This window comes from Micromonospora marina (assembly GCF_900091565.1).
GTDB classification, from domain to species: Bacteria; Actinomycetota; Actinomycetes; order Mycobacteriales; family Micromonosporaceae; genus Micromonospora; species Micromonospora marina.
In genome coordinates this window covers 91109-113623 of sequence record NZ_FMCV01000002.1, presented here as the reverse complement: position 1 = coordinate 113623, position 22515 = coordinate 91109, and the positions used below count along the sequence as shown (strand labels likewise).

General features: G+C 72.6%; 22 protein-coding genes. 16 read left to right on the top strand and 6 right to left on the bottom strand.

All coding sequences use genetic code 11. The features are described from left to right. Positions 1-103 precede the first annotated feature (103 nt). The 13 genes from clpB to GA0070215_RS03000 all read left to right on the top strand — a co-directional run bounded on the left by clpB (position 104) and on the right by GA0070215_RS03000 (position 11359). On the top strand, positions 104-2695 hold the full coding sequence (clpB, locus tag GA0070215_RS03060; protein WP_091041538.1) for an ATP-dependent chaperone ClpB: 2592 nt from the start codon (positions 104-106) through the stop codon (positions 2693-2695). A 186-nt stretch (positions 2696-2881) separates the two neighbouring features. Next, positions 2882-3262: a hypothetical protein gene (locus GA0070215_RS03055; RefSeq protein WP_091041532.1), complete on the top strand. Its 381-nt coding sequence runs from the start codon at positions 2882-2884 to the stop codon at positions 3260-3262. 81 nt (positions 3263-3343) lie between these two features. Beyond that, the gene (locus GA0070215_RS03050) at positions 3344-3982 is read left to right on the top strand and encodes a DUF4178 domain-containing protein (protein WP_018785514.1); all 639 of its coding nucleotides are present in this window, start codon (positions 3344-3346) and stop codon (positions 3980-3982) included. A 1-nt stretch (position 3983) separates the two neighbouring features. Further along, positions 3984-4478 (top strand): DUF2617 family protein, encoded by a 495-nt coding sequence (locus GA0070215_RS03045; RefSeq protein ID WP_091041528.1) that lies wholly within the window; start codon positions 3984-3986, stop codon positions 4476-4478. Beyond that, entirely contained in the window at positions 4475-4900 is a 426-nt protein-coding gene (locus GA0070215_RS03040; protein ID WP_018785512.1) for a DUF4247 domain-containing protein, read from the top strand. Before GA0070215_RS03045 ends, GA0070215_RS03040 begins: the two co-directional genes overlap by 4 nt. A 31-nt stretch (positions 4901-4931) precedes the next feature. Beyond that, the gene (locus GA0070215_RS03035; protein ID WP_091041525.1) at positions 4932-5354 is read left to right on the top strand and encodes a DUF350 domain-containing protein; all 423 of its coding nucleotides are present in this window, start codon (positions 4932-4934) and stop codon (positions 5352-5354) included. Further along, positions 5354-6118: a hypothetical protein gene (locus GA0070215_RS03030; RefSeq protein WP_091041521.1), complete on the top strand. Its 765-nt coding sequence runs from the start codon at positions 5354-5356 to the stop codon at positions 6116-6118. The genes GA0070215_RS03035 and GA0070215_RS03030 overlap by 1 nt, the downstream gene beginning before the upstream one ends. Beyond that, on the top strand, positions 6115-7683 hold the full coding sequence (locus GA0070215_RS03025; RefSeq protein WP_091041517.1) for a polyamine aminopropyltransferase: 1569 nt from the start codon (positions 6115-6117) through the stop codon (positions 7681-7683). Before GA0070215_RS03030 ends, GA0070215_RS03025 begins: the two co-directional genes overlap by 4 nt. A 187-nt stretch (positions 7684-7870) precedes the next feature. Continuing rightward, entirely contained in the window at positions 7871-8623 is a 753-nt protein-coding gene (locus GA0070215_RS03020) for a hypothetical protein (RefSeq protein ID WP_091041512.1), read from the top strand. Between the two features lie 72 nt (positions 8624-8695). Further along, entirely contained in the window at positions 8696-9424 is a 729-nt protein-coding gene (locus GA0070215_RS03015; protein WP_091041508.1) for a hypothetical protein, read from the top strand. After that, complete coding sequence (locus tag GA0070215_RS03010; protein ID WP_091041503.1) at positions 9421-10230, top strand: SDR family NAD(P)-dependent oxidoreductase; 810 nt, start codon at positions 9421-9423, stop codon at positions 10228-10230. Before GA0070215_RS03015 ends, GA0070215_RS03010 begins: the two co-directional genes overlap by 4 nt. A 154-nt stretch (positions 10231-10384) precedes the next feature. Next, entirely contained in the window at positions 10385-10924 is a 540-nt protein-coding gene (pyrE, locus tag GA0070215_RS03005; RefSeq protein WP_018785504.1) for an orotate phosphoribosyltransferase, read from the top strand. Between the two features lie 57 nt (positions 10925-10981). Further along, positions 10982-11359 carry an ArsR/SmtB family transcription factor gene (locus tag GA0070215_RS03000; RefSeq protein WP_007454255.1) on the top strand — a complete coding sequence of 126 codons (378 nt, stop codon included), beginning with the start codon at positions 10982-10984 and terminating at the stop codon, positions 11357-11359. A gap of 172 nt (positions 11360-11531) precedes the next feature. Here GA0070215_RS03000 and GA0070215_RS02995 read toward each other — a convergent pair whose 3' ends face one another. The 4 genes from GA0070215_RS02995 to GA0070215_RS02980 all read right to left on the bottom strand — a co-directional run bounded on the left by GA0070215_RS02995 (position 11532) and on the right by GA0070215_RS02980 (position 16673). Continuing rightward, positions 11532-12314 (bottom strand): DedA family protein, encoded by a 783-nt coding sequence (locus GA0070215_RS02995; RefSeq protein WP_369753263.1) that lies wholly within the window; start codon positions 12312-12314, stop codon positions 11532-11534. A gap of 80 nt (positions 12315-12394) precedes the next feature. Next, a complete protein-coding gene (locus GA0070215_RS02990) occupies positions 12395-14911 on the bottom strand; it encodes a polynucleotide kinase-phosphatase (protein WP_091041499.1) in 2517 nt (838 codons plus the stop codon). Next, positions 14908-16407, bottom strand: coding sequence for a 3' terminal RNA ribose 2'-O-methyltransferase Hen1 (locus tag GA0070215_RS02985; RefSeq protein ID WP_091041495.1), 1500 nt, complete (start codon positions 16405-16407; stop codon positions 14908-14910). Before GA0070215_RS02985 ends, GA0070215_RS02990 begins: the two co-directional genes overlap by 4 nt. A gap of 56 nt (positions 16408-16463) precedes the next feature. Further along, complete coding sequence (locus GA0070215_RS02980; protein WP_018785499.1) at positions 16464-16673, bottom strand: hypothetical protein; 210 nt, start codon at positions 16671-16673, stop codon at positions 16464-16466. Between the two features lie 138 nt (positions 16674-16811). On the opposite strand from GA0070215_RS02980, the gene GA0070215_RS02975 reads away from it, so the two are divergent. Further along, positions 16812-17195, top strand: coding sequence for a phage holin family protein (locus GA0070215_RS02975; RefSeq protein WP_018785498.1), 384 nt, complete (start codon positions 16812-16814; stop codon positions 17193-17195). A 195-nt stretch (positions 17196-17390) separates the two neighbouring features. Then, positions 17391-18413 carry a class II fructose-bisphosphate aldolase gene (fbaA, locus tag GA0070215_RS02970; RefSeq protein WP_026267898.1) on the top strand — a complete coding sequence of 341 codons (1023 nt, stop codon included), beginning with the start codon at positions 17391-17393 and terminating at the stop codon, positions 18411-18413. A gap of 92 nt (positions 18414-18505) precedes the next feature. On the opposite strand, the gene GA0070215_RS02965 is transcribed toward fbaA, so the two are convergent. Then, on the bottom strand, positions 18506-19717 hold the full coding sequence (locus tag GA0070215_RS02965) for an LOG family protein (protein ID WP_018785496.1): 1212 nt from the start codon (positions 19715-19717) through the stop codon (positions 18506-18508). 262 nt (positions 19718-19979) lie between these two features. Here GA0070215_RS02965 and GA0070215_RS02960 point away from each other — a divergent pair, with 262 nt between their 5' ends. Beyond that, positions 19980-20408 carry a DUF3151 domain-containing protein gene (locus tag GA0070215_RS02960; RefSeq protein ID WP_018785495.1) on the top strand — a complete coding sequence of 143 codons (429 nt, stop codon included), beginning with the start codon at positions 19980-19982 and terminating at the stop codon, positions 20406-20408. A gap of 51 nt (positions 20409-20459) precedes the next feature. Here the strand turns inward: GA0070215_RS02960 and GA0070215_RS02955 are convergent, their stop codons facing one another. Then, positions 20460-22475 carry a MinD/ParA family ATP-binding protein gene (locus GA0070215_RS02955; protein ID WP_091041491.1) on the bottom strand — a complete coding sequence of 672 codons (2016 nt, stop codon included), beginning with the start codon at positions 22473-22475 and terminating at the stop codon, positions 20460-20462. Positions 22476-22515 lie beyond the last annotated feature (40 nt).

The window sequence follows — 22515 nt, the reverse complement described above, 5'->3', positions numbered from 1 at the left end:
ACGAATGGGCCCCTGTGACTCAGGTCACAGGGGTGGAGTTGAGCGGAATAGGCTCAACCCTGGTTGTGTCATGTCCAGTGGACACGCCGATCCGGGGGAGCCCATGAACACGGAACGTCTCACCACCAAGAGCCGCGAAGCCATCACCGGTGCCGTCGCGCTGGCGAACCAGCGCGGTCACGCCACCGTGGAGCCCTGGCACCTGCTGCTGTCACTGCTGGACACCGAGGGCTCGACCGCCGCGGGCCTGCTTCGCGCCGTCGGGGCCGACCCCGCCGAGCTGCGCCGCGTCGCCCAGCGCTCGGTCGACGCCCTGCCCGCCGCCCGTGGGTCGAGCATCGCCGAGCCGACGCTGGCCCGCGAATTCGTCAACGCCATCGGCGCCGCCGAGCAGATCGCGCGGCCGCTGGGCGACGAGTACACCTCGACCGAGCACCTGCTGGCCGGGCTGGCCCGGGTCGGCGGCGCGGTCTCGGTCGCGCTGAAGAACTCCGGCGCCACCGAGGAGAACCTGGTCGCCGCGTTCCCGACCGTCCGGGGCGGGGACCGCCGGGTCACCACGGCCGACCCGGAGCAGACCTACCAGGCCCTCACCAAGTACGGCGTCGACCTCACCGCCAGCGCCCGCGACGGCAAGATCGACCCGGTGATCGGCCGGGACTCGGAGATCCGCCGGGTGATCCAGGTGCTGTCCCGGCGTACGAAGAACAACCCGGTGCTGATCGGCGAGCCGGGCGTCGGCAAGACCGCGATCGTGGAGGGCCTGGCCCAGCGGATCGTGGCCGGCGACGTGCCGGAGTCGCTGCGGGACAAGAAGCTGGTCTCGCTCGACCTCGGCGCGATGGTGGCCGGCGCGTCCTACCGCGGCCAGTTCGAGGAGCGGCTGAAGTCCGTGCTGGAGGAGATCAAGAACTCCGACGGCCAGGTCATCACGTTCCTCGACGAGCTGCACACGGTGGTCGGCGCGGGCAAGGGCGAGGGCTCGATGGACGCCGGCAACATGCTCAAGCCGATGCTGGCGCGCGGCGAGCTGCGAATGGTCGGCGCGACCACGCTCGACGAGTACCGCGAGCACATCGAGAAGGACCCAGCCCTGGAGCGCCGCTTCCAGCCGGTGCTGGTCGGCGAGCCGACGATCGAGGACACCATCGGCATCCTGCGCGGCCTCAAGGAGCGCTACGAGGTGCACCACGGCGTACGGATCACCGACGCCGCACTGGTGGCCGCCGCGGCGCTCTCCGACCGGTACATCACCGACCGGTTCCTGCCGGACAAGGCCATCGACCTGGTCGACGAGTCCGCGTCCCGGCTGCGCATGGAGATCGACTCGCGGCCGGTCGAGGTGGACGAGATCGAGCGGGCGGTACGCCGGCTGGAGATCGAGGAGATGGCGCTCGCCAAGGAGCCGGACGCCGCGTCCGCCGAGCGTCTGGAACGGCTGCGCAAGGAGCTGGCCGACAAGCGTGAGCAGCTCACCGCGCTCTCCGAACGCTGGCAGACCGAGAAGAGCCACATCACCAAGCTCTCCACCGCCAAGGAGGAGCTGGAGCGCCTCGGCGGCGAGGCCGAGCGGGCCGAGCGCGACGGCGAGCTGGAACGAGCCGCCGAGCTGCGGTACGGCCGGATCCCCGCGCTGCGGACCGAGCTGAAGCAGGCCGAGGAGGAACTGGCCCGGCTCCAGGCCGACGGCGCGATGCTCAAGGAGGAGGTCGGCGCGGACGACATCGCCGCCGTGGTCGCCTCCTGGACCGGCATTCCCGCCGGGCGGCTGCTCGAAGGCGAGACCGCCAAGCTGCTCCGGATGGAGGAGACGCTGGGTTCCCGGGTGGTCGGCCAGTCCGAGGCGGTCACCTCGGTCTCCGACGCGGTCCGGCGCGCCCGCGCCGGCATCGCCGATCCGGACCGCCCGACCGGCAGCTTCCTGTTCCTCGGCCCGACCGGCGTCGGCAAGACCGAGCTGGCCAAGGCGCTCGCCGAGTTCCTGTTCGGCAGCGAGGACGCCCTCATCCAGCTCGACATGTCGGAGTTCCACGACCGGTACACGGTGTCCCGGCTCGTCGGTGCCCCTCCGGGCTACGTCGGCTACGACGAGGGCGGGCAGCTGACCGAGAAGGTGCGGCGCCGGCCGTTCTCGGTGGTCCTCTTCGACGAGATCGAGAAGGCCCACCCGGACGTCTTCGACGTGCTGCTCCAGGTGCTCGACGACGGTCGGCTCACCGACGGGCAGGGCCGTACCGTCGACTTCCGCAACGCGATCCTGATCCTCACCTCGAACCTGGGTTCGTCGGTGATCAGCGACCTGACGCTCACCGAGAACGAGCGCCGGGAGGGTGTGCTCGCGGTGGTCCGGTCGCACTTCAAGCCGGAGTTCCTCAACCGACTCGACGACATCGTGGTGTTCGCCGCGCTCCAGGGCGAGGACCTGCGGTCGATCGTGGACATCCAGCTCGACCGGATGCGAACCCGTCTTGCGGACCGCCGGTTGGCACTGGACGTCAGCGACGCCGCACGCACCTGGATCGCCGAGCACGGGTACGACCCGATCTACGGTGCCCGCCCGCTGCGCCGGCTGGTGCAGTCGGCGATCGGCGACCAGCTCGCCAAGGCGCTGCTGGCCGGGGTGATCCGCGACGGCGACACGGTCCGCGTCGACCTGTCCGACTCCAAGGAGTCCCTGGCGGTCACCGCCGCCTGACCCGCCACCCGTGTGAAGGCCCGGCCGTCCTGGTCGGGCCTTCGCCGTCCCCACCGCTGGCCGCGTGCCGCCGGTGCGTGCGCCTCGCGGGTTGTTAACAAGGGGCCCTTCCTCTACCGGAGGCGTTAATAGGGGGCCCTTCCTTACGGGGAGTGCGGGGGTGGTGGGGTGGGCACATAGTGGGGCATGAGCGGGAGCTGGGAACGGGAACTCGACGAGGCGGCGCGGAAACTCGACGGCGCGGACACCCTCGCCTTCGGCGGGGTGGGGCTGGCGGGGCAGATCCTGCCCGCGACCGAGGCGTACCGGACGTTGGAACAGGGGTTGCGGGAGCACCCGGAGGCGGCCCGCAAGCGGATCGACAGGTTGCTCCGCAGGGGTTCACCGGCCGGCCGGGCGTACGCGGCGACGTTGCTGGAGGCCGTCGACCCGGCGGCCGGGCGGGACGCCTGGGCCCGGCTGCGCGGCGACGACGGCGAGTTCACCACATTCTCCGGTTGCCTGATGGGGCGCACCACGCTGGGCGAATACGCCGCCGACCGGCTCGCCAGTGCCCAAAGTAGCTGAGCGCACACTCAGCGAACAGGTCTTCATCAGGGGTGCGTGCGGTTGTTACCGTTCCCGCCGAGCACGTTGGGGGAGGCGGTCGTGAACGGTTCGTTGGCGTACGTGGTGACCACGCTGGGCTGTCTGGTCGGGGTGGCGGGTGTGGTGATCGCCGTCATCGCGGTGCGGAAGTCGCGGACGGCGTCCAGTTCCAAGACGAAGGCGGCACCGGGTGACCCGTTCCGGGACCGGGACACCGACTCGCTGCGCGGCGACCCGCGCGCGCTCAAGCCCGGTGACATCGTCGAGATCCGCACGGTGCCGTACACCGTGCGCGGCTCGGTGCACCTGGTCGAGGGCGGATGGAGCTGGGCGGAGCACCTGCTCGACGACGCGGGCGGGGTGAAGCGCTGGCTCTCCGTCGAGACCGACCCGGACCTGGAGATGGTGCTCTGGACCAGCGAGCCGGGGGCCACCGTGACGCCGGGCGCCCCGACGCTGGAGATGGCCGGCCGCCGCTACAACTGGGACGAGTCGGGCCAGGCCCGCTACACCGCCACCGAGGGCACCGGCCTCGACCCGAACGGCACCATGCGCTACCACGACTACCAGGCGCCCGGCGGCGCACGGCTGTCGTTCGAGGCGTACGGGGAGGCCGGCTGGGAGGTCAACGTCGGCGAGGAGCTACGCCGCGCCGAGGTGATGATCTACCCGCAGGGCGGCCCGGAGACGGTGCGCTGAGGTGCTCGTCTCCCTGCACGCGCCCTACGTCGACACCAGCGCCGCCGACCTGAGCCTGGCCCTGGGCGGCCCGGAGCTGCCGGCACTGGCCGTACGCGACATCGACCTGCCCGGACTGCCGCGCCTGCGGCTGCGCCTGCTCGGCGCCTCCCACCAGGTGGTGCTCGGCAGGCTCACCGAGACGGTCGCCTGCCTGCCCGGCCGCCCGCCGCACCTGCCGGGCACGCTGCACGACGAGAGAGCCGGCTACCGGTTCCTCGCGACTGTGCTCCGGCCCGACGGCGACGGCCTGCGCACCCGGGTCGCGGCGCTGCGCGCCGAACTGGCAGACGACCCGTACGCGCTGATCGGGGTCTTCCCCGGCGACGAGGACGCGGTCACCGCGCTCTCCGTCCGGCCCGGTCCACCGGACGGCGCGCTCGCCTGGCGCACCTGGCACGCCTACCCGCAGACGAACGAGCTGGTCCTGACCGAGACCGTGGTGGAGGAGCTGTGACGTACCGACGGTGGTTCGTGGTGGGCGTGGCGGTCGCTCTCATCGGCGCTCTCATCGCCGCCTTCACGATCTTCTACGGCAACTTCTCGCCCCGGGGCTACGTGGAGGACACCTTCTCCCGCGCCTCCACGCGGGACATCGGCTCGAACGCGGTCGCGTACACCTCGAACAAGGCGCCGAGTGAGGTGTCCAAGCAGATCACCGACGCCTGGAAGCCGGCCGACCAGTACGTCGACGGCAGCGGCGTGTACCTGCGCTACGACGACGACTCGGTGGTGATCCTCCCGCTCGCCGTCGGCTCGGTGATCCTGCTGGAGAAGATGACCACCGCCTACCCCCGGTACCACAGCGTCGTCGGCAACAGCTGGGGCTGGGGCCGAGGCAGCACGGTCCGGGGCGGCGGCCCCGGTTCCGGAAAGTAGCCCCTCCCGTCCCCTCACTCTGGAGTCACCTGTGCAGAATCTCGTCACCGACCTGCTGGTCACCCTCGCGTACGGCGCGGTCGGCGTCGTCCTGATGGCGATCGGCTACGTCCTTGTCGATGTGGCCACCCCGGGCAAACTCCACGAGCTGATCTGGACCGAGCGCAACCGCAACGCGGCGCTGCTGCTCTCGTCCAACCTGCTCGGGGTCGGCACGATCGTGGTCGCCGCGATCGTGGCCAGCGCCGACGACTTCACACTGGGGCTGATCGGGGCGGGCGCGTACGGCATCACCGGTCTGGTGATCATGGCGGCGGCCTTCGTGCTGCTCGACGTGGCCACTCCGGGCAAGCTCGGCGAGCTGCTCGTCGACCCGGAGCCGCACCCGGCGGTGTGGGTCTCCGCCACCGTGCATCTCGCCACCGGTGCGATCATCGCGGCCGCGATCATCTGATGGCGGGAAAGGCCACCGCCCAGCAGAAGAAGCGCCAGCAGGTGTGGGCCTGGACGCTGACCGCCGGGATCCTGGTCGTCGCCGTCGTCATCGGGGTGAACAGCGGAGACTCGGACACCTCCGTCCCCGCCCCGGTGGCCGACGAGCGGTCCGGCACCGTGCCGATCCTCCGGACCGCCGCCGACAGCCAGGGCATCTGCTACGGCTGGGAACTGCTCGACGTGTACGACGAGGTGAGCGTGGGCTCCAACCTCGGCGACGGCACCAGCGTCATCGACGCGCCCGGCTGCACGCGCTGGATCGCGGTGTCCGCGACGGTCAGGTACACCCCGTCCAGCAGCGAGTCGGAGGACTCCGCCACGATCCGGATCAAGGGCTCGGACGACATCGAGTTCACCGACCTCGCCGCGATCGAGACCCGCCTGGGCCGCTTCGGGCTGGACGAGGAGGCGTTCGTCGACGACCCGGGCTGGGCCGTCACCCGGGCCGCCACGATCCTGCCGCTGCTCGCCGCCGAGCGCGGGCTCGCCGAGCCGGCCGCGACGCCCACCGCCGGGCCGTCGGCCGAGGCCGCCCCGCTGCCGGACGCCGGCAACGACTTCTGGCGGGACCGCTGGGTCTACGTCCTCAGCTCGGTCGGCCTGTTCCTGCTCGCCGCGCTGTTCCTCGCCGTGGGCGTGCGCCAGCGCCGCAGGCACCGGGGACGGGTGCCCGCGCAGCGCGCCGGGGCGGGAGCCGCCGGACGTACCCGGAGCAGACGGTGACCGTCGACGTGGCCGCACGGCCGCGGTGGCGCCTGGCCCGCGCGGCGGTCCTGCTCGCGGTCTTCGTCTGTGCGGCCTGCGGCCTGGTGTACGAGCTGGCGCTGGTCGCGCTCGGCAGCTACCTGATCGGCGACACGGTCGGTCAGGCGTCGATCGTGCTCGGCGTGATGGTCTTCGCGATGGGCGTCGGCGCGCTGGTGGCGAAGCCGTTGCAGTCCCGGGCGGTGGTCTCGTTCGCGGTGATCGAGCTGACGCTGGCTCTGCTCGGCGGCCTGTCCGTGCTCGGCCTCTACGCCGCGTTCGCCTGGCTCGACCTGTACGGCCCGGCGCTCGTCGGCACCGCGTTCGTGCTCGGCCTGCTGATCGGCGCGGAGATTCCGCTGCTCATGGTGATGCTGCAACGCATCCGGGAGCAGTCCGCGGGCAGCGCGGTGGCCGACCTGTTCGCCGCCGACTACGTGGGCGCGTTGCTCGGCGGGCTGGCCTTCCCGTTCCTGCTGATCCCGGTCTTCGGCCAGCTCAAGGGCGCGCTCGTGGTGGGCGCGGTGAACGCGGTCGCAGGTGTCGTCCTCGTCTTCACCGTGTTCCGCGCCGACCTGAGCCGCCGGGCGGTGGCCGCGCTGGGCGCGGCCACCGTCGTGGTCGGCCTGCTCCTCGGGTACGCGTGGGTGACCGCCCACGACTTCGAGGTGACCACGCGTCAGCAGCTCTACCGCGACCCGGTGGTGCACGCCGAGCGCAGCCGCTACCAGGAGATCGTGCTGACCCGTTCGGTGCGCGAGCCCGGCCACTCCGCCGCCGATCTGCGGCTGTTCCTCAACGGCGACCTCCAGTTCAGCTCGATCGACGAGTACCGCTACCACGAGGCGCTCGTGCACCCGGCGATGCGCGGGGCACACGGCGACGTGCTGGTGCTCGGCGCGGGGGACGGGCTGGCCGCGCGGGAGATCCTCAAGTACCCGGACGTGCGCTCGGTGACGCTCGTCGACCTCGACCCGGCCGTGGTCGAGCTGGCCCGCCGTGAGCCGCAGCTGCGCGAGCTGAACCGGGAGTCGCTCACCGACCCCCGGGTACGGGTGCTCAACCTGGACGCGTTCGCCTGGCTGCGTACGGCCGCGGACCGCTTCGACGTGGTGGTCGCCGATCTGCCGGACCCGGACGAGACGGCCACCGCGAAGCTCTACACGATCGAGTTCTACACGCTGGTCCGGCCGGTGCTGGCCCCCGGCGGGCGGCTCGTCGTGCAGTCCGGGTCGCCCTACTTCGCGCCCCGGTCGTACTGGTCGATCGAGCGGTCGGTCCGCGAGGCGGGCTTCGCCACCGTGCCGTACCACGTCGACGTGCCGAGCTTCGGCGACTGGGGGTTCGTGCTCGCCGCGCCCGGTGACGTCGCGCCGGAGCTGGCGCTGCCGGCCGATCCGCCGCCGCTGCGTTTCCTCACCCCGCAGGTGCTGGCCGCCGCCGGCACGTTCCCCGCCGACCGGGCCCGGCTGGACGTGCCGGCCTCCACGCTGCTGCGGCCGAGGGTGCTGGACTACGCCCGCGAGGAGTGGCGCGGCTACTAGCAGGTCTTCACCTTCACGGTGAACCAGTTCGGCGCGGTCTCCGCCGTCGCGCTCGATCTCGTGCTGCTCGGCGTGGTGACCGCCGAGCACCGCCGGTTGCGGCGCGCCGCCGGGAGGTGAGCCGTTCCGGCGTGCTGAGCTGGTGGAAGATCGCTACGGTGAGCATCTGATCCAGGAAGGGAGAATCATGGTCGATGCTTCGGGCACCCCGCCCCGCACGCGTCCCGGCACGGTGACGCTCTCCAGTTGGCTGCTCATCCTCGTCGCCGTGATCCAGGTGCTGAACCTGATCGTGGCGCTGACAGTCGTCGGCACGATCCGCGACGTTCTCACCGAGGCGTACGCGGGCACCTCGGCCGAGGGGGCCGCCGACATCGCGTACGCGTTCAGCCTCGTCATGGCGGTCGTGTCGCTGTTGATCGCGGCCGGGCTCGTCGTTCTCGCGCTGCTGAACAACCGGGGCAAGAACGGCGCCCGGATCACCACCTGGGTGCTGGGCGGCATCCTGTTCTGCTGCACCGGCGGTGGGCTGGTGAGTGGTCTCGCCGGCGGCATGACGGGCGGCGGCACCACCGGTGACGTGCCCAGCTCCGATGAGATCCAGCGCCGGATGGAGGACGCGCTGCCGTCCTGGTACACCCCGGTCAGCCTGCTGCTGGGTCTGGTCGCGCTGCTCGCCCTGCTGGCCGCGCTGATCCTGCTGGCGCTGCCGAAGTCGAACGAGTTCTTCCGCAAGCCCAAGGCCGGCTGGGAGCCGCCGGTGCCCGGTGGCGCCTACCCGGCGTACCCGTCGCACCCGGGCCAGCCGGGATATCCGGCGTACCCGTCGTATCCGCCGACGCCCGGCACTCCGCCGTCCGCGCCGGGTGGTCAGCCGCCGTCCGCGCCCGGCGATCAGCCGGGTGAGCGCCGCGATCCGGAGCCGCCATCCGGAAGTTGACGTCCGGATTGCAGCGACGCCGACGATCCCTCCGAGTAGGTTGCAAGCCGACGCCTACCGGAGGGATCAGTCGTGTCGTACCCCGATCGGGCCGCACCCCGCCGGCCGGCCACGGTCCTCGCCGCGGCGGCGATGCTGTCGGTGATGGCGGTCGGCGCCGTGGCGTACGCGGTGGTCAACCTGGCCGTCGGCGGCGGCACGGTGGACCGGTTCCGGGATGCGGCGGCCGAGCGGACCGGCGCGACCGGCGGCGACATCGACCAGGTGGCCGGTCTGCTGCGCGGCTCCACAGTGCTGGCCGCCGTGCTCGGCGTGCTCGCCGCGCTGCTGCTCGTCGGGCTCGCGCTCGGTCTGCTCGCCGGCCGGTCCGGTGCCCGCACGGCGACCTGGGTGGTCGCCGGGACGGGCCTGCTCTGCGGTTGCTGCGGGCTGGCGGTGCTGGTCGGCCAGCGGGCCGCCCCGCTGCGGCTCGGCGCGGACGACCGGATCACCGCCGACCTGCTGGGGCTCGTCGGCGACGCCTACCCGTCGTGGTGGATCCCGGTGAACGCGACGCTGTCGGTGGCGCAGATCCTCGGCTACCTGGTGGTCGCCGTGCTGCTCACGCTGCCGTCGTCCGGCGCGTTCCTGCGCCGCCGATCCGCGCCGCTGCGGCTGTCCGGCTACGGCTCGACCGTGTCCGGCGCGACCGCCGCCGGGCCGACGCCCTGGGGACCGCCACCCGGCCTGAACCCGCCCCCGTCCGTCCCACCCGTGCCGCCGCCGGGTGGGTTCCCGCCGCCGCCGGAGGACCGCCGATGACCGGTGACACCGACCACTCCCGGCGCCGCGCCCTGGTCACCGGTGCCAGCCTGGGCATCGGCGAGGCGTTCGCCCGCCGGCTCGCCGCCGACGGCTGGGATCTCGTCCTGGTGGCCCGGGACGCCGCCCGGCTCGACGCGCTGGCTGCCGAGCTGACCGGCCGGCACGGCGGCGACGCGGAGACGATAGCCGCCGACCTGTCCACCGAGGACGGCTGTGCGGCGGTCGAACAGCGGCTGATCGCCGGTACGCCGATCGAGTTGCTCGTCAACAACGCCGGCATCAGCCTGAACACGTCGTTCGTCCGCTCGCCGGTGGCGGACGAGGCGCGGCTGGTCCGGCTCAACGTGCTCGCGGTGCTGCGTCTGACCCACGCCGCCCTCGACCCGATGATCGACCGAGGCCACGGGGCAGTGATAAATGTCTCTTCCGTTGCGGGCTTCGGCGTCCCCATGCCGGGATCCACGTACTCGGCCAGCAAGGCGTGGGTGACGAATTTCAGTGAATCGATCGGCCAGTCCGTCGCGCCGCTCGGTGTACGCGTGATGGCGCTCTGCCCCGGCTACACCCGGACCGGTAATCACGAACGAGCGGGCATCGACATGTCGCGCCTGCCCGCCTGGGCCTGGCTGCGGGCCGACGATGTGGTCGCCGAAGGGCTCCGTGACCTGCATAAAGGTAAGTTCGTGAGTGTCCCGGACTGGAAGTACAAGGTGGCGGTGGCCGGGCTGCGACACGCGCCGAAGCGCCTGCTGCGCGGCTTCCGGCGGGACACCCGGGGTGCGGTCGGGCGGCAGCGCGGCTGACCGGCGGCGGCCCGTACGCGGGCCGGCCCGGTGGCCGGCCGGGATGGACAGTCGCACAGCGTAGCCGCTCATCGCCACCCGTCGGTCGCCCGCAGGGTTGACCGGGGCACACCCGAGACACGACTCTCAGACTCGCGAAGTACGCTCTTGAGCCATGGGCGACCACGACGACCTGCGCAAATTCATCACTGACCTCGCTGTGGTGCACGGCCGGGTGGTGCTCTCGTCGGGCCGCGAGGCGGACTGGTACGTGGATCTGCGCCGCGTCACGCTCCATCACGAGGCGGCTCCGTTGATCGGCCGGGTCATGCGGGACCTCACCGCCGACTGGGCGTACGACGCGGTCGGTGGGCTGACCCTGGGCGCCGATCCGGTGGCCGCCGCCATGCTGCACGCCTCGGCGGGCACCGGCCGCGCGGTCGACGCCTTCGTGGTCCGCAAGGAGGGCAAAGCCCACGGTCTCCAGCGCCGGATCGAGGGGCCGGACGTCTCCGGGCGACGGGTGCTCGCGGTCGAGGACACCTCCACCACAGGTGGAAGTGTGTTGACGGCGGTCGAGGCATTGCGTGAGGCGGGGGCCGAGGTGGTGGGTGTGGCGGTTATTGTTGATCGAGGTGCCGGCGACGCGGTGCGAGCCGCCGGATTGCCCTATCGGGCGGCCTATACGTTGGCTGACCTCGGCCTTGTGGCGTAAAAGTTTGCCGATTCGGATCTGCTGATATGCAGGCGGATCGATGCTGCTGGTGGAAGGATGGAATACGTGGGAACTGCGTTGGCTGAAATGACCATGCCTCAGATCTCGCCGCTTGCCGGCGAGCCGATCGAACGCGCCGACGCCGAGCGGCTTGCGGGGGTCCTCAAGGCCCTCGCGGACCCCGCCCGGCTGCGGCTGCTCAGCCTGATCCAGTCGGCTCCCGAGGGGGAGGCGTGCGTGTGTGACCTCACCGCGCCGCTCGGCCTCTCGCAGCCGACGGTCAGCCACCACCTGCGAATCCTCACCGAGGCCGGCTTGCTGGAGCGGGAGAAGCGCGGGGTCTGGGCGTACTACCGGCTGGTGCCGTCCGCGATCGCCACGATCGCGGATCTGCTCACCCCGCCGCGGAAGCGGGCCACCAAGAAGGCTCGCTGAAACCTTCGGGCCGACCCGACCGAGGGTCGTCCCGACCGGGTGACCGGTGGCGTGCGAGGGGTGGCGCCATCAGCGCACGGTGACGGCTGTCGTCGTCCGTGTGACCCGGCTGGAGCAGTGCTGTCGAAGGCCGGTCCTCGTCCGAGGGCCGGCCTTCGGCGTCCGTACGTGCTCAGTGCCGGTGCTGACCACCGTCGCCGTGCCCGGGACGATGCCCCTCGATGCCCTCCCGGGCCGCCTCCACGGTGCCGGCCAACGTCGCCGCGGTGATGACGGCGACCGCCTCGCCGCGCTTACGTGCCCGCCGGTCGCGCAGGAACTCGAAGAAGATCGGCATCACCGAGATCACGATGATCAGCGCGACCACCGGCAGGATGTACCTGTCGATCTTGTCGCCGATGGCGTCGTAGATCTGGCGGGCCAGCAGATAGCCGACCAGCAGGATGCCGTCCACCCAGAGGACCGCGCCCACCACGTTCCACAGGAAGAACCGGCGCGCCGGCATGCCGAGCACCCCGGCGACCGGGTTGAGGAACGTCCGCACGATCGGGATGAACCGGGCCAGCACCACTGCCTTCGCCGGGCCGAACTTCTGGAAGTAGTACTCCGCCTTCTCCACGTACTCCCGCTTGAACAGCCGGGAGTTGGGCTTGTCGAACATGCGCCGGCCGTACCGGGCGCCGAGCCAGTGCCCGAACTGGGCGCCGACGATGGCGCAGAGCGGACCGCCGATCATCAGCCCGATCAGGGACACACGGGTGCCGTCGCCGAAGATGGCGTCCGCCACCGGTGAGGCAGCCACCCCGGCCAGGAACAGCAGCGAGTCGCCGGGGAAGAAGAAGCCGACGAGCAGCCCGGTCTCGGCGAAGAGGATCACCCAGACGCCGACCATGCCGAAGGTGTGGATGAGGTCCTTCGGATCGAGCGGGTTCAGCGCCACGCTCTCGGAGAACATCCGGGTCTTCTCTGCTGTGTTCACGGCCACACACGGTACCCCGGCCCGGTCCGGCATTTCGGCCGGACCGGACGTCGTCGTCAGAGGCGGGGGTCGACCGGTTCGGACTCGCAGGCGAGGATCGCGAACACCAGCTCGTGGCGGCGCCAGAGCGGCGCGTCCTCGGCCAGCGCGTCCAGCGCGGCCAGGCCCAGCCCGTGCTCCCGCAGCGCCATCCCGCGCTTGCGGCCCAGCGACCGGCGGCGCAACGCGGCGAGCTGCGCCGGATCGGTGTACCCGGGACCGTAGATAATCCGCAGGTACTCCCGCCCCCGGCACTTGATCCCCGGCTGGAGCAGCGAACCCTTCGGCGACCGGGCGGCCAGGCCCGCGTACGGCTTGACCACCATGCCCTCGCCACCGGCGGCGGTGAGCGCAAGCCACCACCCGGTGGCGTCCGTCACCGCCGACTCGTCGGCCAGGTCCACCACCCGCCGCCGGGTCTGGGTGAAGAACTCCGGATCGGCGGCGCAGAGCCGGTCGGCCAGCGACAGGTGCCAGCCGTGATCGCGGTCGGCGTAGCTCACCCCGGCGCCGGCCAGCACCGCGAACGGCGCCAGGGTCACCCCGCGCAGCCCGTCGGTCGGCCGGACGTACGCCCGGTAGGCCGCCGAGTAGGCGGTGACCTCCGCGGCCCGCCCCGCCATCCGGTCGCGCAGCGCGGCCACCGGCAGCCCGCGCCCGGCGGCGGTGTCCAGCGCGGCGAGCACCGGCGGCAACGCGGCCCGCCCGGCCGCGCCGACCCCGGCGTACTGCTCGCGGATCAGCCCACCCGCCTTCGCCGACCAGGGCAGCAGCTCGGTGTCGAGCAGCAGCCAGTCGGTGTCCAGCTCGGCCCAGAGGCCGGCGGTGGTGACCGCGGTGCGCACCCGGGCCAGCAACCCGTCGTGCAGCGGCGGATCGAAGAACGGCCGCCCGGTACGGGTGTGCACCACCCCGCCGCCGAAGCGGCCCGGCTCCCGCTCCACGAGCACCACCGCCCGCGAGCCCATGTGCTTCTCCTCGCAGACCACCCGGTCGACACCGGCCCCCCGGTAGTCGGCGAACGCCTCGGCCGGATGCTCCAGGAACCCGTCCACCGCCGACGTGGAGCAGGGCGCCATGGTCGGCGGAAGCCACACCAACCGGCCCGGGTCGACCGCGAACCGGCTCATCACCTCCAGTGCGGCGGCGGTGTTCTCGGCCGGCACCGTCAGCGACCCGTACGCGTGGGTGAGGTGCCGCCGCCCGGTCACGTCGGCCAGGTCCAGCACGGTGTCCGGCCGCGCCGGCGCGACCGGGCCCAGCGGGCGGGCCGGGGCGTACCACTCCTGCACCGCCGGGACGGCCACCAGCTCCCTCTCCGGGTAACGCAGCGCGGTGAGCCGCCCGCCGAACACGCAACCGGTGTCCAGGCAGATGGTGTTGTTCACCCACTCCGGCTCGGGCGTCGGCGTGTGCCCGTACACGACCGTCGCCGAACCCCGGTAGTCCCGCGCCCACGGGTAGCGCACCGGCAGGCCGTACTCGTCGGTCTCGCCGGTGGTCTCGCCGTAGAGCGCGAACGACCGCACCCGGCCGGACGCCCGTCCGTGGTACGCCTCCTTCAACCCGGCGTGCGCCACCACGAGCCGGCCGCCGTCGAGCACGAAGTGGCTGACCAGGCCGTCGATGAACGTCTCCACCTCGGCGACGAACTCCGGCGGCTCGGCGGCGAGCTGCTCCATCGTCTCGGCCAGGCCGTGGGTGAGCCGGACGTCCCGGCCGCGCAGCTTGCGCAGCAGCTTCTGCTCGTGGTTACCCGGCACGCAGATCGCGTGGCCGGCCGCCACCATGCCCATCACCAGGCGGAGCACGCCCGGCGAGTCCGGGCCGCGGTCCACCAGGTCACCGACGAACACCGCGGTACGCCCCGACGGGTGCGCCGCGTCCACCGGGCGGCCCGCGTCGTCGTGCCGCAGCACGTAGCCGAGCCGGGACAGCAGCGTCTCCAGCTCGGTACGGCAGCCGTGCACGTCCCCGACCACGTCGAACGGACCGGTCAGCTCCCGCCGGTCGTTGAACAGCTTCTCGAAGCGGATCTCCGCGGCGTCGATCTCCTCCACCCCGCGCAGCACGTGCACCTTGCGGAAACCCTCGCGGGCCAGCCGCCCGTACGACTGCCGCAGGTCGCGGCGCATCCGGCCCAGCACCTGACGGCCGTGCGTCCGGTCGGCGCGCGCCTCCGTACGCTCCCAGGCCACCGCCTCCGGCACGTCCAGCACGATCGCCACCGGCAGCACGTCGTGCTCGCGGGCCACCCGGATCAGCCCGGCGCGGGCATGCGGCTGGAGGTTCGTCGCGTCGACCACCGTCAGCAGTCCCCGCCGCAGCCGGATGGCGGCGACGTGGTGCAGCGCGTCGAACGCGTCGGCGGACGCGGACTGGTCGTTCTCGTCGTCGGCCACCAGGCCGCGGAACGTGTCCGAGGAGAGCACCTGGCTGGGCGCGAAGTGCCGCCGGGCGAACGTCGACTTGCCGGAGCCGGAGACGCCGACGAGCGCCACCAGAGCCAGCTCGGGGATGTCCAGGACGGTCATCGGTTCGTCGCCTCCTTCCGGTCGTCGCCGGTGTTCTCGTTGCGGTCGTCCCGGTCGTTGCGGTCGGGCCGCTCGTTGCGGTCGTCCCGCGTCAGCACCGCGATCTGGGTCGGCGTGCCCACCTCCGGGTCGTCGTCGCCGACGCCGCCGAGCACCGCCGTGTAGCCGTGCGCCGCCGCCACCCGGCCCACCCAGGCGGCGAACTCGGCCCGGGTCCACTCGAACCGGTGGTCCGGGTGCCGGAACCGGCCCGGCCCGAGCCCCTCGTAGCGCACGTTGTACTCCACGTTCGGCGTCGTCACCACCACCGTGCCCGGCCGGGCGTGACCGAACACCGCGTCCTCCAGCGCCGGCAGGCGCGGCGGGTCGACGTGCTCGACGACCTCCATCAGCACCGCCGCGTCGTACCCCCGGAGCCGGTCGTCCCGGTAGGTGAGCGCCGACTGCCGCAGCCGGATCCGGTCCCGCTGCCGCTCCGGAAGGCGGTCCAGGCGCAGCCGCCGGGCCGCCATGCCGAGCGACCGGTCGGACACGTCGACGCCCACCACCTCGGTGAACCGCCGGTCGGCGACGAGCGCGGTGAGCAGCGCGCCGCCACCACAACCGAGGTCCAGCACCCGGCTCGCGCCGCTGTCCCGCAGCGCGGCGAGCACCGCCTCCCGCCGCCGTACCGCCAGCGAGGCCCGGCGGACGTCCTCCGCCGCCCCGGCCTCCGTGGACGGCTCGATGCTGTCGTCGGCGGGCGGCTCGTCGGCCAGCCGCAGCTCGGTCAGGCGGGCCATCGCCTCGCCCGCGAGCGCCCGGCGGTGCGCCAGGTAGCGGCGCGTGATCAGACCCCGCTCCGGGTGACCGGCCAGCCAGCCCGCACCGGCGCGCAGCAGCTTGTCCACCTCGTCCGGCGCCACCCAGTAGTGCTTGGCGTCGTCGAGCACCGGCAGCAGCACGTACAGGTGGTTGAGGGCGTCCGCGAGCCGCAGCGTGCCGGTGAGCGTTAGATCGACGTACCGGCTGTCACCCCACTCCGGGTACGTCTCGTCGAGCGGGACCGGGTCGGCGGTCACGGCCCAGCCCAGCGGGGCGAAGATCCGTACCGCCAGCTCGGCACCGCCCCGGCAGCGCAGCACCGGCACCCGTACGGTCAGCGGGATCGCGCTAGCGGCCAGCTCGGGACGGTCGCGCGACTCGCCGCGCAGGGCGGAGCGGAACACCTTCGCCAGCGCGGACGAGAGCAGACTGGAGGCGGCGTACGGGCGGTCGTTGACGTACTGCCCGAGCGCGAAGCCCTCCGGCGCCCGGTTCCTGCGGCCGCCGCCCAGCTTGAGCGGATCGACCTCGACCAGCAGCGCCGCCGTGCAGCGCGCCTCGTCCGCCTCCGGGTAGAACACATGCGCGGCACCGGCGGGCAGGTCGAAGCTCTGCACGCGGTCCGGATGCTTCACCAGGAGGTGTCCGAGGTCGGTCGCCGGGCGGTGGGTCGTGGTCAGGGTCAGCAGCACTCATCGATGATCTCGTGCTCGCCTGGTTCCTGTCGCGGGGGTTTCCGGGCGCCGGGTCAGCGGTAGTCGTCCTCGTCGGCGGTGACGACGCGGGCCTGCTCCATGGCGTCCCAGTCGTCGACCTCCATGCCGCGGTGCGGCTCGCCGTCGGTGTCGTCGGTCACCGTGGTGGCCTGCTCGACCGCGTCGGCCGGCTCGGCCTCCAGATCCCGCTCCTCCGGGGCGAGGTGGTCACTGGGGGCGAAGTCCTCGTCGGGCTGACCCATCGTCCCTCCCTGTTCTCCGTGCGGGCATCGTCCCCACCACCGTACGGGCTGCTCCCGGCCGCCGCTGGGTGGCGGGCGGAACGGCGGAGTCGGCGATTGTCCCGCTCCGGGCGCACGGCCGGTGCCAGGATGGTTGCCATGGGCTTCCTGATCCGACTCGGGATCACCGCGGTCGCGTTGTGGATCGCGACGCTGATCGTGCCCGGGGTGGAGGTGAGCGGCCGCAACACCGGCAGCACCGTGCTCACCCTGATCGTGGTGGCTCTGGTCTTCGGTGTGGTCAACGCGGTGCTCAAGCCGCTCATCAAGGTGTTCGGCTGCGTGTTCTACCTGCTCACGCTCGGCCTGTTCGCGCTCGTGGTGAACGCGCTGCTGTTCCTGCTGACCGACTGGATCGCCGGGGTGCTGAAGCTTCCGTTCCACGTGGACGGCTTCTGGGCCGCGTTCTGGGGCGCCATCGTGGTCGCGGTGGTGAGCTGGCTGATCAGCGTCGTCGTACCGGACCGGCTGGAGAATCGGTGAGCGGCGTCCGGGCCGGTTGTGCCCCGCTCGCGCTCCTGCGGGATACTGCCCGCGGTGGACAGCGCGGTCCGGCGCACCCGTGGACGTCAGCGGCCGGAACGGTCGGCTCCGGGGAAGATCCGGGGCCGGAACGACCGCCCTCCATGGAAGACAGCGGCCTGCACGGCCGAGAGCGGTAAGTAAGGAGCGTTCGACATGCCCATCGCTTCCCCCGAGGCTTACGCGGAGATGCTGGACCGGGCCAAGGCCGGCCGGTACGCGTACCCCGCGATCAACGTGACCTCCTCGCAGACGCTGAACGCGGCGCTCAAGGGCTTCGCCGACGCGGAGAGCGACGGCATCATCCAGGTCTCCACCGGTGGCGCGGAGTACCTGTCCGGGCCGTCCGTGAAGGACATGGTGACCGGCGCGGTGGCGTTCGCCGCGTACGCCCACGAGGTCGCCAAGAAGTACCCGGTCAACATCGCGCTGCACACCGACCACTGCCCGAAGGACAAGCTGGACAAGTTCGTCCGGCCGCTGATGACCATCTCGCAGGAGCGCGTCAAGGCCGGCCAGGAGCCGCTGTTCCAGTCGCACATGTGGGACGGCTCGGCCGTGCCGGTGGCGGAGAACCTGGAGATCGCCGAGCAGCTGCTGACCGAGGCCGCCAAGGGCAAGATCGTCCTGGAGATCGAGGTCGGCGTCGTCGGCGGCGAGGAGGACGGCGTCGAGAACGCCATCAACGACAAGCTCTACACCACCGTCGACGACGGCCTGGCCATGGTCGACGCGCTCGGCCTGGGTGAGAAGGGCCGCTACATGGCGGCGCTCACCTTCGGCAACGTGCACGGCGTCTACAAGCCGGGCAACGTCAAGCTCCGTCCCGAGGTGCTCAAGCAGATCCAGGACGCGGTCGGCGCCAAGTACGGCAAGGACAAGCCGCTCAGCCTGGTCTTCCACGGCGGCTCCGGCTCGCTGCTCTCGGAGATCCGGGAGGCGCTCGACTACGGCGTGGTGAAGATGAACATCGACACCGACACCCAGTACACCTTCACCCGCCCGGTCGCGGACCACATGTTCCGCAACTACGACGGCGTGCTGAAGGTCGACGGCGAGGTCGGCAACAAGAAGATGTACGACCCGCGCGTCTGGGGCAAGGCCGCCGAGGCCGGCATGGCCGCCCGCGTGGTCGAGGCCTGCGAGCACCTGCGCTCCACCGGCACCACCATGAAGTGACACCCCGCGTGTAAGGAAGGGCCCCTTGTTAACAGCTCGCTGTTAACAAGGGGCCCTTCCTCTACCGCAGGCGTTAATAAGGGGCCCTTCCTTCACCGCACCAGCAGCGTGACGGCCTCGTGGACGTCGTCGGTCAGGTGGATCGTGTGCGACAGGTCGCCGAACGGGGACGCGGCGAACAGCGGGCGCAGCAGCGACTCCACCGGCAGCTCGGTGGTCCAGTACGTGCGGTCCAGGAAGACGTACGCCCCACTCGCCCCGTCGGTGCCGTAGAACGTCTTGGTGGCCGCCTGGAACACCTCCTGCACGGTGCCGGCCCGGCCGGGCGCGAACACGATCCCGCCCCGGGCCAGCCGCAGGATCGTGTCCTCCCGGATGGCGTTGGAGAAGTACTTCGCGATCCGGCCCGCGAACAGGTTCGCCGGCTCGTGGCCGTACAGCCAGGTCGGGATGGCCAGCCCGCCGGACCGGGCCCAGTCGGTGCCGGGCGCCGACGGGCGGGGCGAGGGCAGCGACGGGCCGTCCGCGTACCGCTTGCGCACCGCCAGCGCCGCCGCCGTGTACCGGTCGTGGTCGGTGAAGTCCGGCGCGACGGCGAGCACGTCGATCGCGGCGGACAGCTCCTCGGCCGGCCAGGCCGCGAGGAACGCGCCGAGGTTCGCCGCCTCCATCACGCCCGGACCGCCGCCGGTCACCACCAGGCGGTCGGCCCGTGCCAGCTCCCAGCCCAGCACCGCGGCCATCCGGTACGCGACGCTGCCGCGCGGCACCGCGTGCCCGCCCATCACGCCCACCACCGACTGCGGCCCGTGCGTGGCCAGCCACGCCCGGGTGGCGTCGGCCAGGGCGTTGTCCACGCCGTGGTCGTGCAGTCGCTGCCCGAGCGCCTCGCGTACGTCCGGCAGCGCGCCGCCGTGCGCTCGGAAGTGCGCGTACACCCGGGTGTCGTACATCTCGGTGAACCCGCCCTCGGTGAACCCGGCGGCCAGTTCGTCAGCGGTGTAGAGGTGCGACGGCTGGGTCGGGTAGGGCAGCCCGGAGAACGGCGGGACCACGTTGGCGCCCCGGCGGACCAGGTCCGCGCCCACCTCACGACCGGCGAAGCGGCAGCCCACGAAGAGGGTGCCGGTGACGTCGATGTCGCGCAGGTCGGGAACCGGGTCGAGGTCGAGGCGCAGGCCCTGCACGGTCAGACCGGCCAGGGTTCCCCCGGCCAGCCGCTGCTCGAACGCGGTGCGGGTCTCGATCTCGTTGACGTGGGGGGCGTGCGGCTCGATGACGTCCGCGGGTGGTGGGGTCGGCACCAGGTCATCCTGCCCCCGCACGGCAAGTGCCGAAACCGGGGGCGAGAACGACAGGAGCCCGGCGGGCACGCCGCCGGGCTCCTGCGTAACCGGGTCCTGGGGAGGCTCCGGATCTGTATTTGTAGTGCAAGAACCACGGCGGCGGCATGGGCCGCGGGTACGTGTGCTCCCGCCGCAGGCGTGACGAAACCCTCAGCCGTTCAGCCAACCGTTCGGGCGAGGCCCCTCGCGTACCCGAGGGCGAAGCGGGTTGAATGGGGCGATGCAGAACCTGTTGCCTGAGCCACCGGCCACCCTGCTCCCGGTCCACGAGGAGGCCGACGCCGCGCTGGCGGCGGCGGCCGAGCAGGGCACCGACGAGGCGTACGCCGAGGTCGCGGCCCGATTCCCGACCTACAGTGCGGCCTGGGCCGCGCTGGCCGGCCGCGCGCTCACCGCGGGTCAGGTCGTCACGGCGTACGCGTACGCCCGCACCGGCTACCACCGGGGCCTCGACCAGCTGCGCCGCAGCGGCTGGAAGGGCCACGGCCCGGTGCCCTGGGCGCACACGCCGAACCGGGGCTTCCTCCGCTGCCTCTACGTGCTGTCCCGCGCCGCGGGAGAGATCGGCGAGGCGGACGAGGCGGCCCGGTGCGCCCAGTTCCTCCGCGACTGCGACCCGGCCGCCGGAGACGCGCTCTCCAGCGACTGACCACTGCCGCGACGGCCGGTCCCGACCCGGGTGCCGGCCGTCGCGCCCGTCCTACAGCCCTTCCGCCACCGACGCGGCGATCTTCAGCCAGGCGTCGCGGGTGGCGGAGGAGAGCTGCCCGTACCGCAGCGGCTCGCCGGTGTCGATGAGCCGCTCGTACGGCGCCAGCAGCACCGCCCGGGTCCGCGCCGCGAAGTGGGCCTGGATCGCGGGCAGGTCGATCTCCTTGCGCGACGGCGGCATCGAGACCACTGTGACCGCCTGCCGGACCAGCCGCTGCCGACCGCTCTGCTCCAGGTGGTCGAGCATCCGGGCGGCGGTCTCGGCCGAGTCGTTACGGGCCGACATGGTCACCACGAGCTGGTCGGTGGCGTCCATCGCGGCCTGCCAGTTCTGCGCCCGGACGTTGTTCCCGGTGTCCACGAAGATCAGCTTGTAGAAGCGGCTGACCACTTCACGGATCTCCGCGAACGCGGCGGCGGTGAGCATCTCGCCGCCGGTCGCGGACTCGTCCGAGGCCAGCACGTCGAACATGCCCTCGCCCTGCGAGCGGACGTACTGCGACAGGTCACCCACCCGGCCGTGCGGGCCCTGGAACTGGGTCAGGTCGCGCAGCATGTCCCGCACCGTACGGGCGTGGAAGTCCTGCTGGGCCCGCATGCCGAGGGTGCCCTGGGTCTCGTTGTTGTCCCAGGCCAGCACGTATCCACCGCGCTTCTGGCCGAACGTCATGGCGAGCAGCAGGATCGCCACCGTCTTGCCGGCGCCGCCCTTCGGGTTGACCACCGTCACCTGGCGCAGGCCGCCGAAGTTGCGGCGGACCATCTCGATGTCGCGCTTCATCTCCTGCTCGTGCCGCCCGGGCGCGAGCCGGACCAGCCCGATCCTGTTGACCACCGCGCGTACGCCCATGGTGGCCACCGGGTCGACCGGCCGGGCCTGGCGGCGGCGGGCGAAGTCCTCGGCGGTCGGGGGTACCGCCTGCTGCGGCATCCAGCCCTGTTCCGGGTGGGGCGCTCCGGGCTGCGGCGGCGGGGGCACCACCGGGCCGGACAGCGGTGCCTGCGGGGGCAGCGGGCCGCCGGGCTGCGGCGCCCCGGCCTGGGGCGTCCAGCCGGGCGGCGGGTACCAGCCGGGCTGACCGGGCTGCGGTTGGTACCCGGTCTGGCCGGGTTGCGGCGTCCAGCCGGGCGGCGGGTGGCCGTTGCCGTACGGGGACTGCTGCGTAGGTACGCCCGGCGACGGCGGGAACGGCCCGAGGCGGGGCATCTGCTCGGGCGCGCCCGGCCCGGCCGGTCCCGTGCCGGATACCGGCGAGGGCTGGGCCGGTGTGCCGGCGACAGTGGCCCAGCCGGAGGGGATGCCGTCGGTGGGGAGCGCGTCAGGCGGCGGGGGCGGTGCCACGGTGGCGCGGCCTGCGGCGGTGCCGTCGGTGGGGAGCGCGTCAGGCGGCGGGGGTGGTGCCACGGTGGCGCGGCCGGACGCGGTGCCGTCGTCCCCCGCCGGCTCGGACGGCGGAGCCGTGGCGTCGGCGGGGTCCGACCCGGCCCGCTGCGGCGGCTGGGCCCACGGCGAGGTGGCCCGGCCGTTCACGGCACCCGAGCCGGCCGAACCCGAGCCAGCAGTATCCGGTCCGGTGGTGCCGGTGCCGGTGCCGGTGGCGGTGGCGGGCGTGGTCGGGGCGGGAGCCGCGTGCGACGCGGACGGGGGCGGGCTCACGGGCGCCGTGGCCGACGAGCCGGCCATCGCCGGTGTGCCGGGCAGCACGGGTGTTCCGGGCACCACGGGTGAGCCGGACGCCGCCGGTCGCGCCGGTGACGGGCCGGACGACGCCTGGTCGAGCGTGAACGGCAGATCCAGGTCGACCGCCGGCGCCTGGGACGCCGGAACGTCCGCCGCCGGCGTGGGAGCGTCGGCCTGCGGGAGCGGCCAGGGCACCGACGCCCACGGCGGGATCGTGGCCGCCGTCGCGTCGGTCTCCTCCGGCGGCCAGAGCGGCTCGACGTCGCGCTGCGGCACCTGTGGTCGGCCCGGTACGTGGGCCCGGTCGTCGTTCTCGTGCACCACGGATCCTCCCCATTCCTTCCGCCGAGGATAGGCGGTCCGG

Excerpts from the sequence above, each read along its gene's own strand:
- pyrE (WP_018785504.1), top strand. The coding sequence starts at position 10,385 with ATGGGCGACCACGACGACCTGCGCAAATTCATCACTGACCTCGCTGTG.
- GA0070215_RS02990 (WP_091041499.1), bottom strand. The coding sequence starts at position 14,911 with ATGACCGTCCTGGACATCCCCGAGCTGGCTCTGGTGGCGCTCGTCGGC.
- fbaA (WP_026267898.1), top strand. The coding sequence starts at position 17,391 with ATGCCCATCGCTTCCCCCGAGGCTTACGCGGAGATGCTGGACCGGGCC.
- GA0070215_RS02980 (WP_018785499.1), bottom strand. The coding sequence starts at position 16,673 with ATGGGTCAGCCCGACGAGGACTTCGCCCCCAGTGACCACCTCGCCCCG.
- GA0070215_RS03010 (WP_091041503.1), top strand. The coding sequence starts at position 9,421 with ATGACCGGTGACACCGACCACTCCCGGCGCCGCGCCCTGGTCACCGGT.
- GA0070215_RS02975 (WP_018785498.1), top strand. The coding sequence starts at position 16,812 with ATGGGCTTCCTGATCCGACTCGGGATCACCGCGGTCGCGTTGTGGATC.
- GA0070215_RS03030 (WP_091041521.1), top strand. The coding sequence starts at position 5,354 with ATGGCGGGAAAGGCCACCGCCCAGCAGAAGAAGCGCCAGCAGGTGTGG.
- GA0070215_RS03020 (WP_091041512.1), top strand. The coding sequence starts at position 7,871 with ATGGTCGATGCTTCGGGCACCCCGCCCCGCACGCGTCCCGGCACGGTG.
- GA0070215_RS03000 (WP_007454255.1), top strand. The coding sequence starts at position 10,982 with ATGGAATACGTGGGAACTGCGTTGGCTGAAATGACCATGCCTCAGATC.
- GA0070215_RS03055 (WP_091041532.1), top strand. The coding sequence starts at position 2,882 with ATGAGCGGGAGCTGGGAACGGGAACTCGACGAGGCGGCGCGGAAACTC.
- clpB (WP_091041538.1), top strand. The coding sequence starts at position 104 with ATGAACACGGAACGTCTCACCACCAAGAGCCGCGAAGCCATCACCGGT.
- GA0070215_RS02995 (WP_369753263.1), bottom strand. The coding sequence starts at position 12,314 with ATGTTCTCCGAGAGCGTGGCGCTGAACCCGCTCGATCCGAAGGACCTC.
- GA0070215_RS02960 (WP_018785495.1), top strand. The coding sequence starts at position 19,980 with ATGCAGAACCTGTTGCCTGAGCCACCGGCCACCCTGCTCCCGGTCCAC.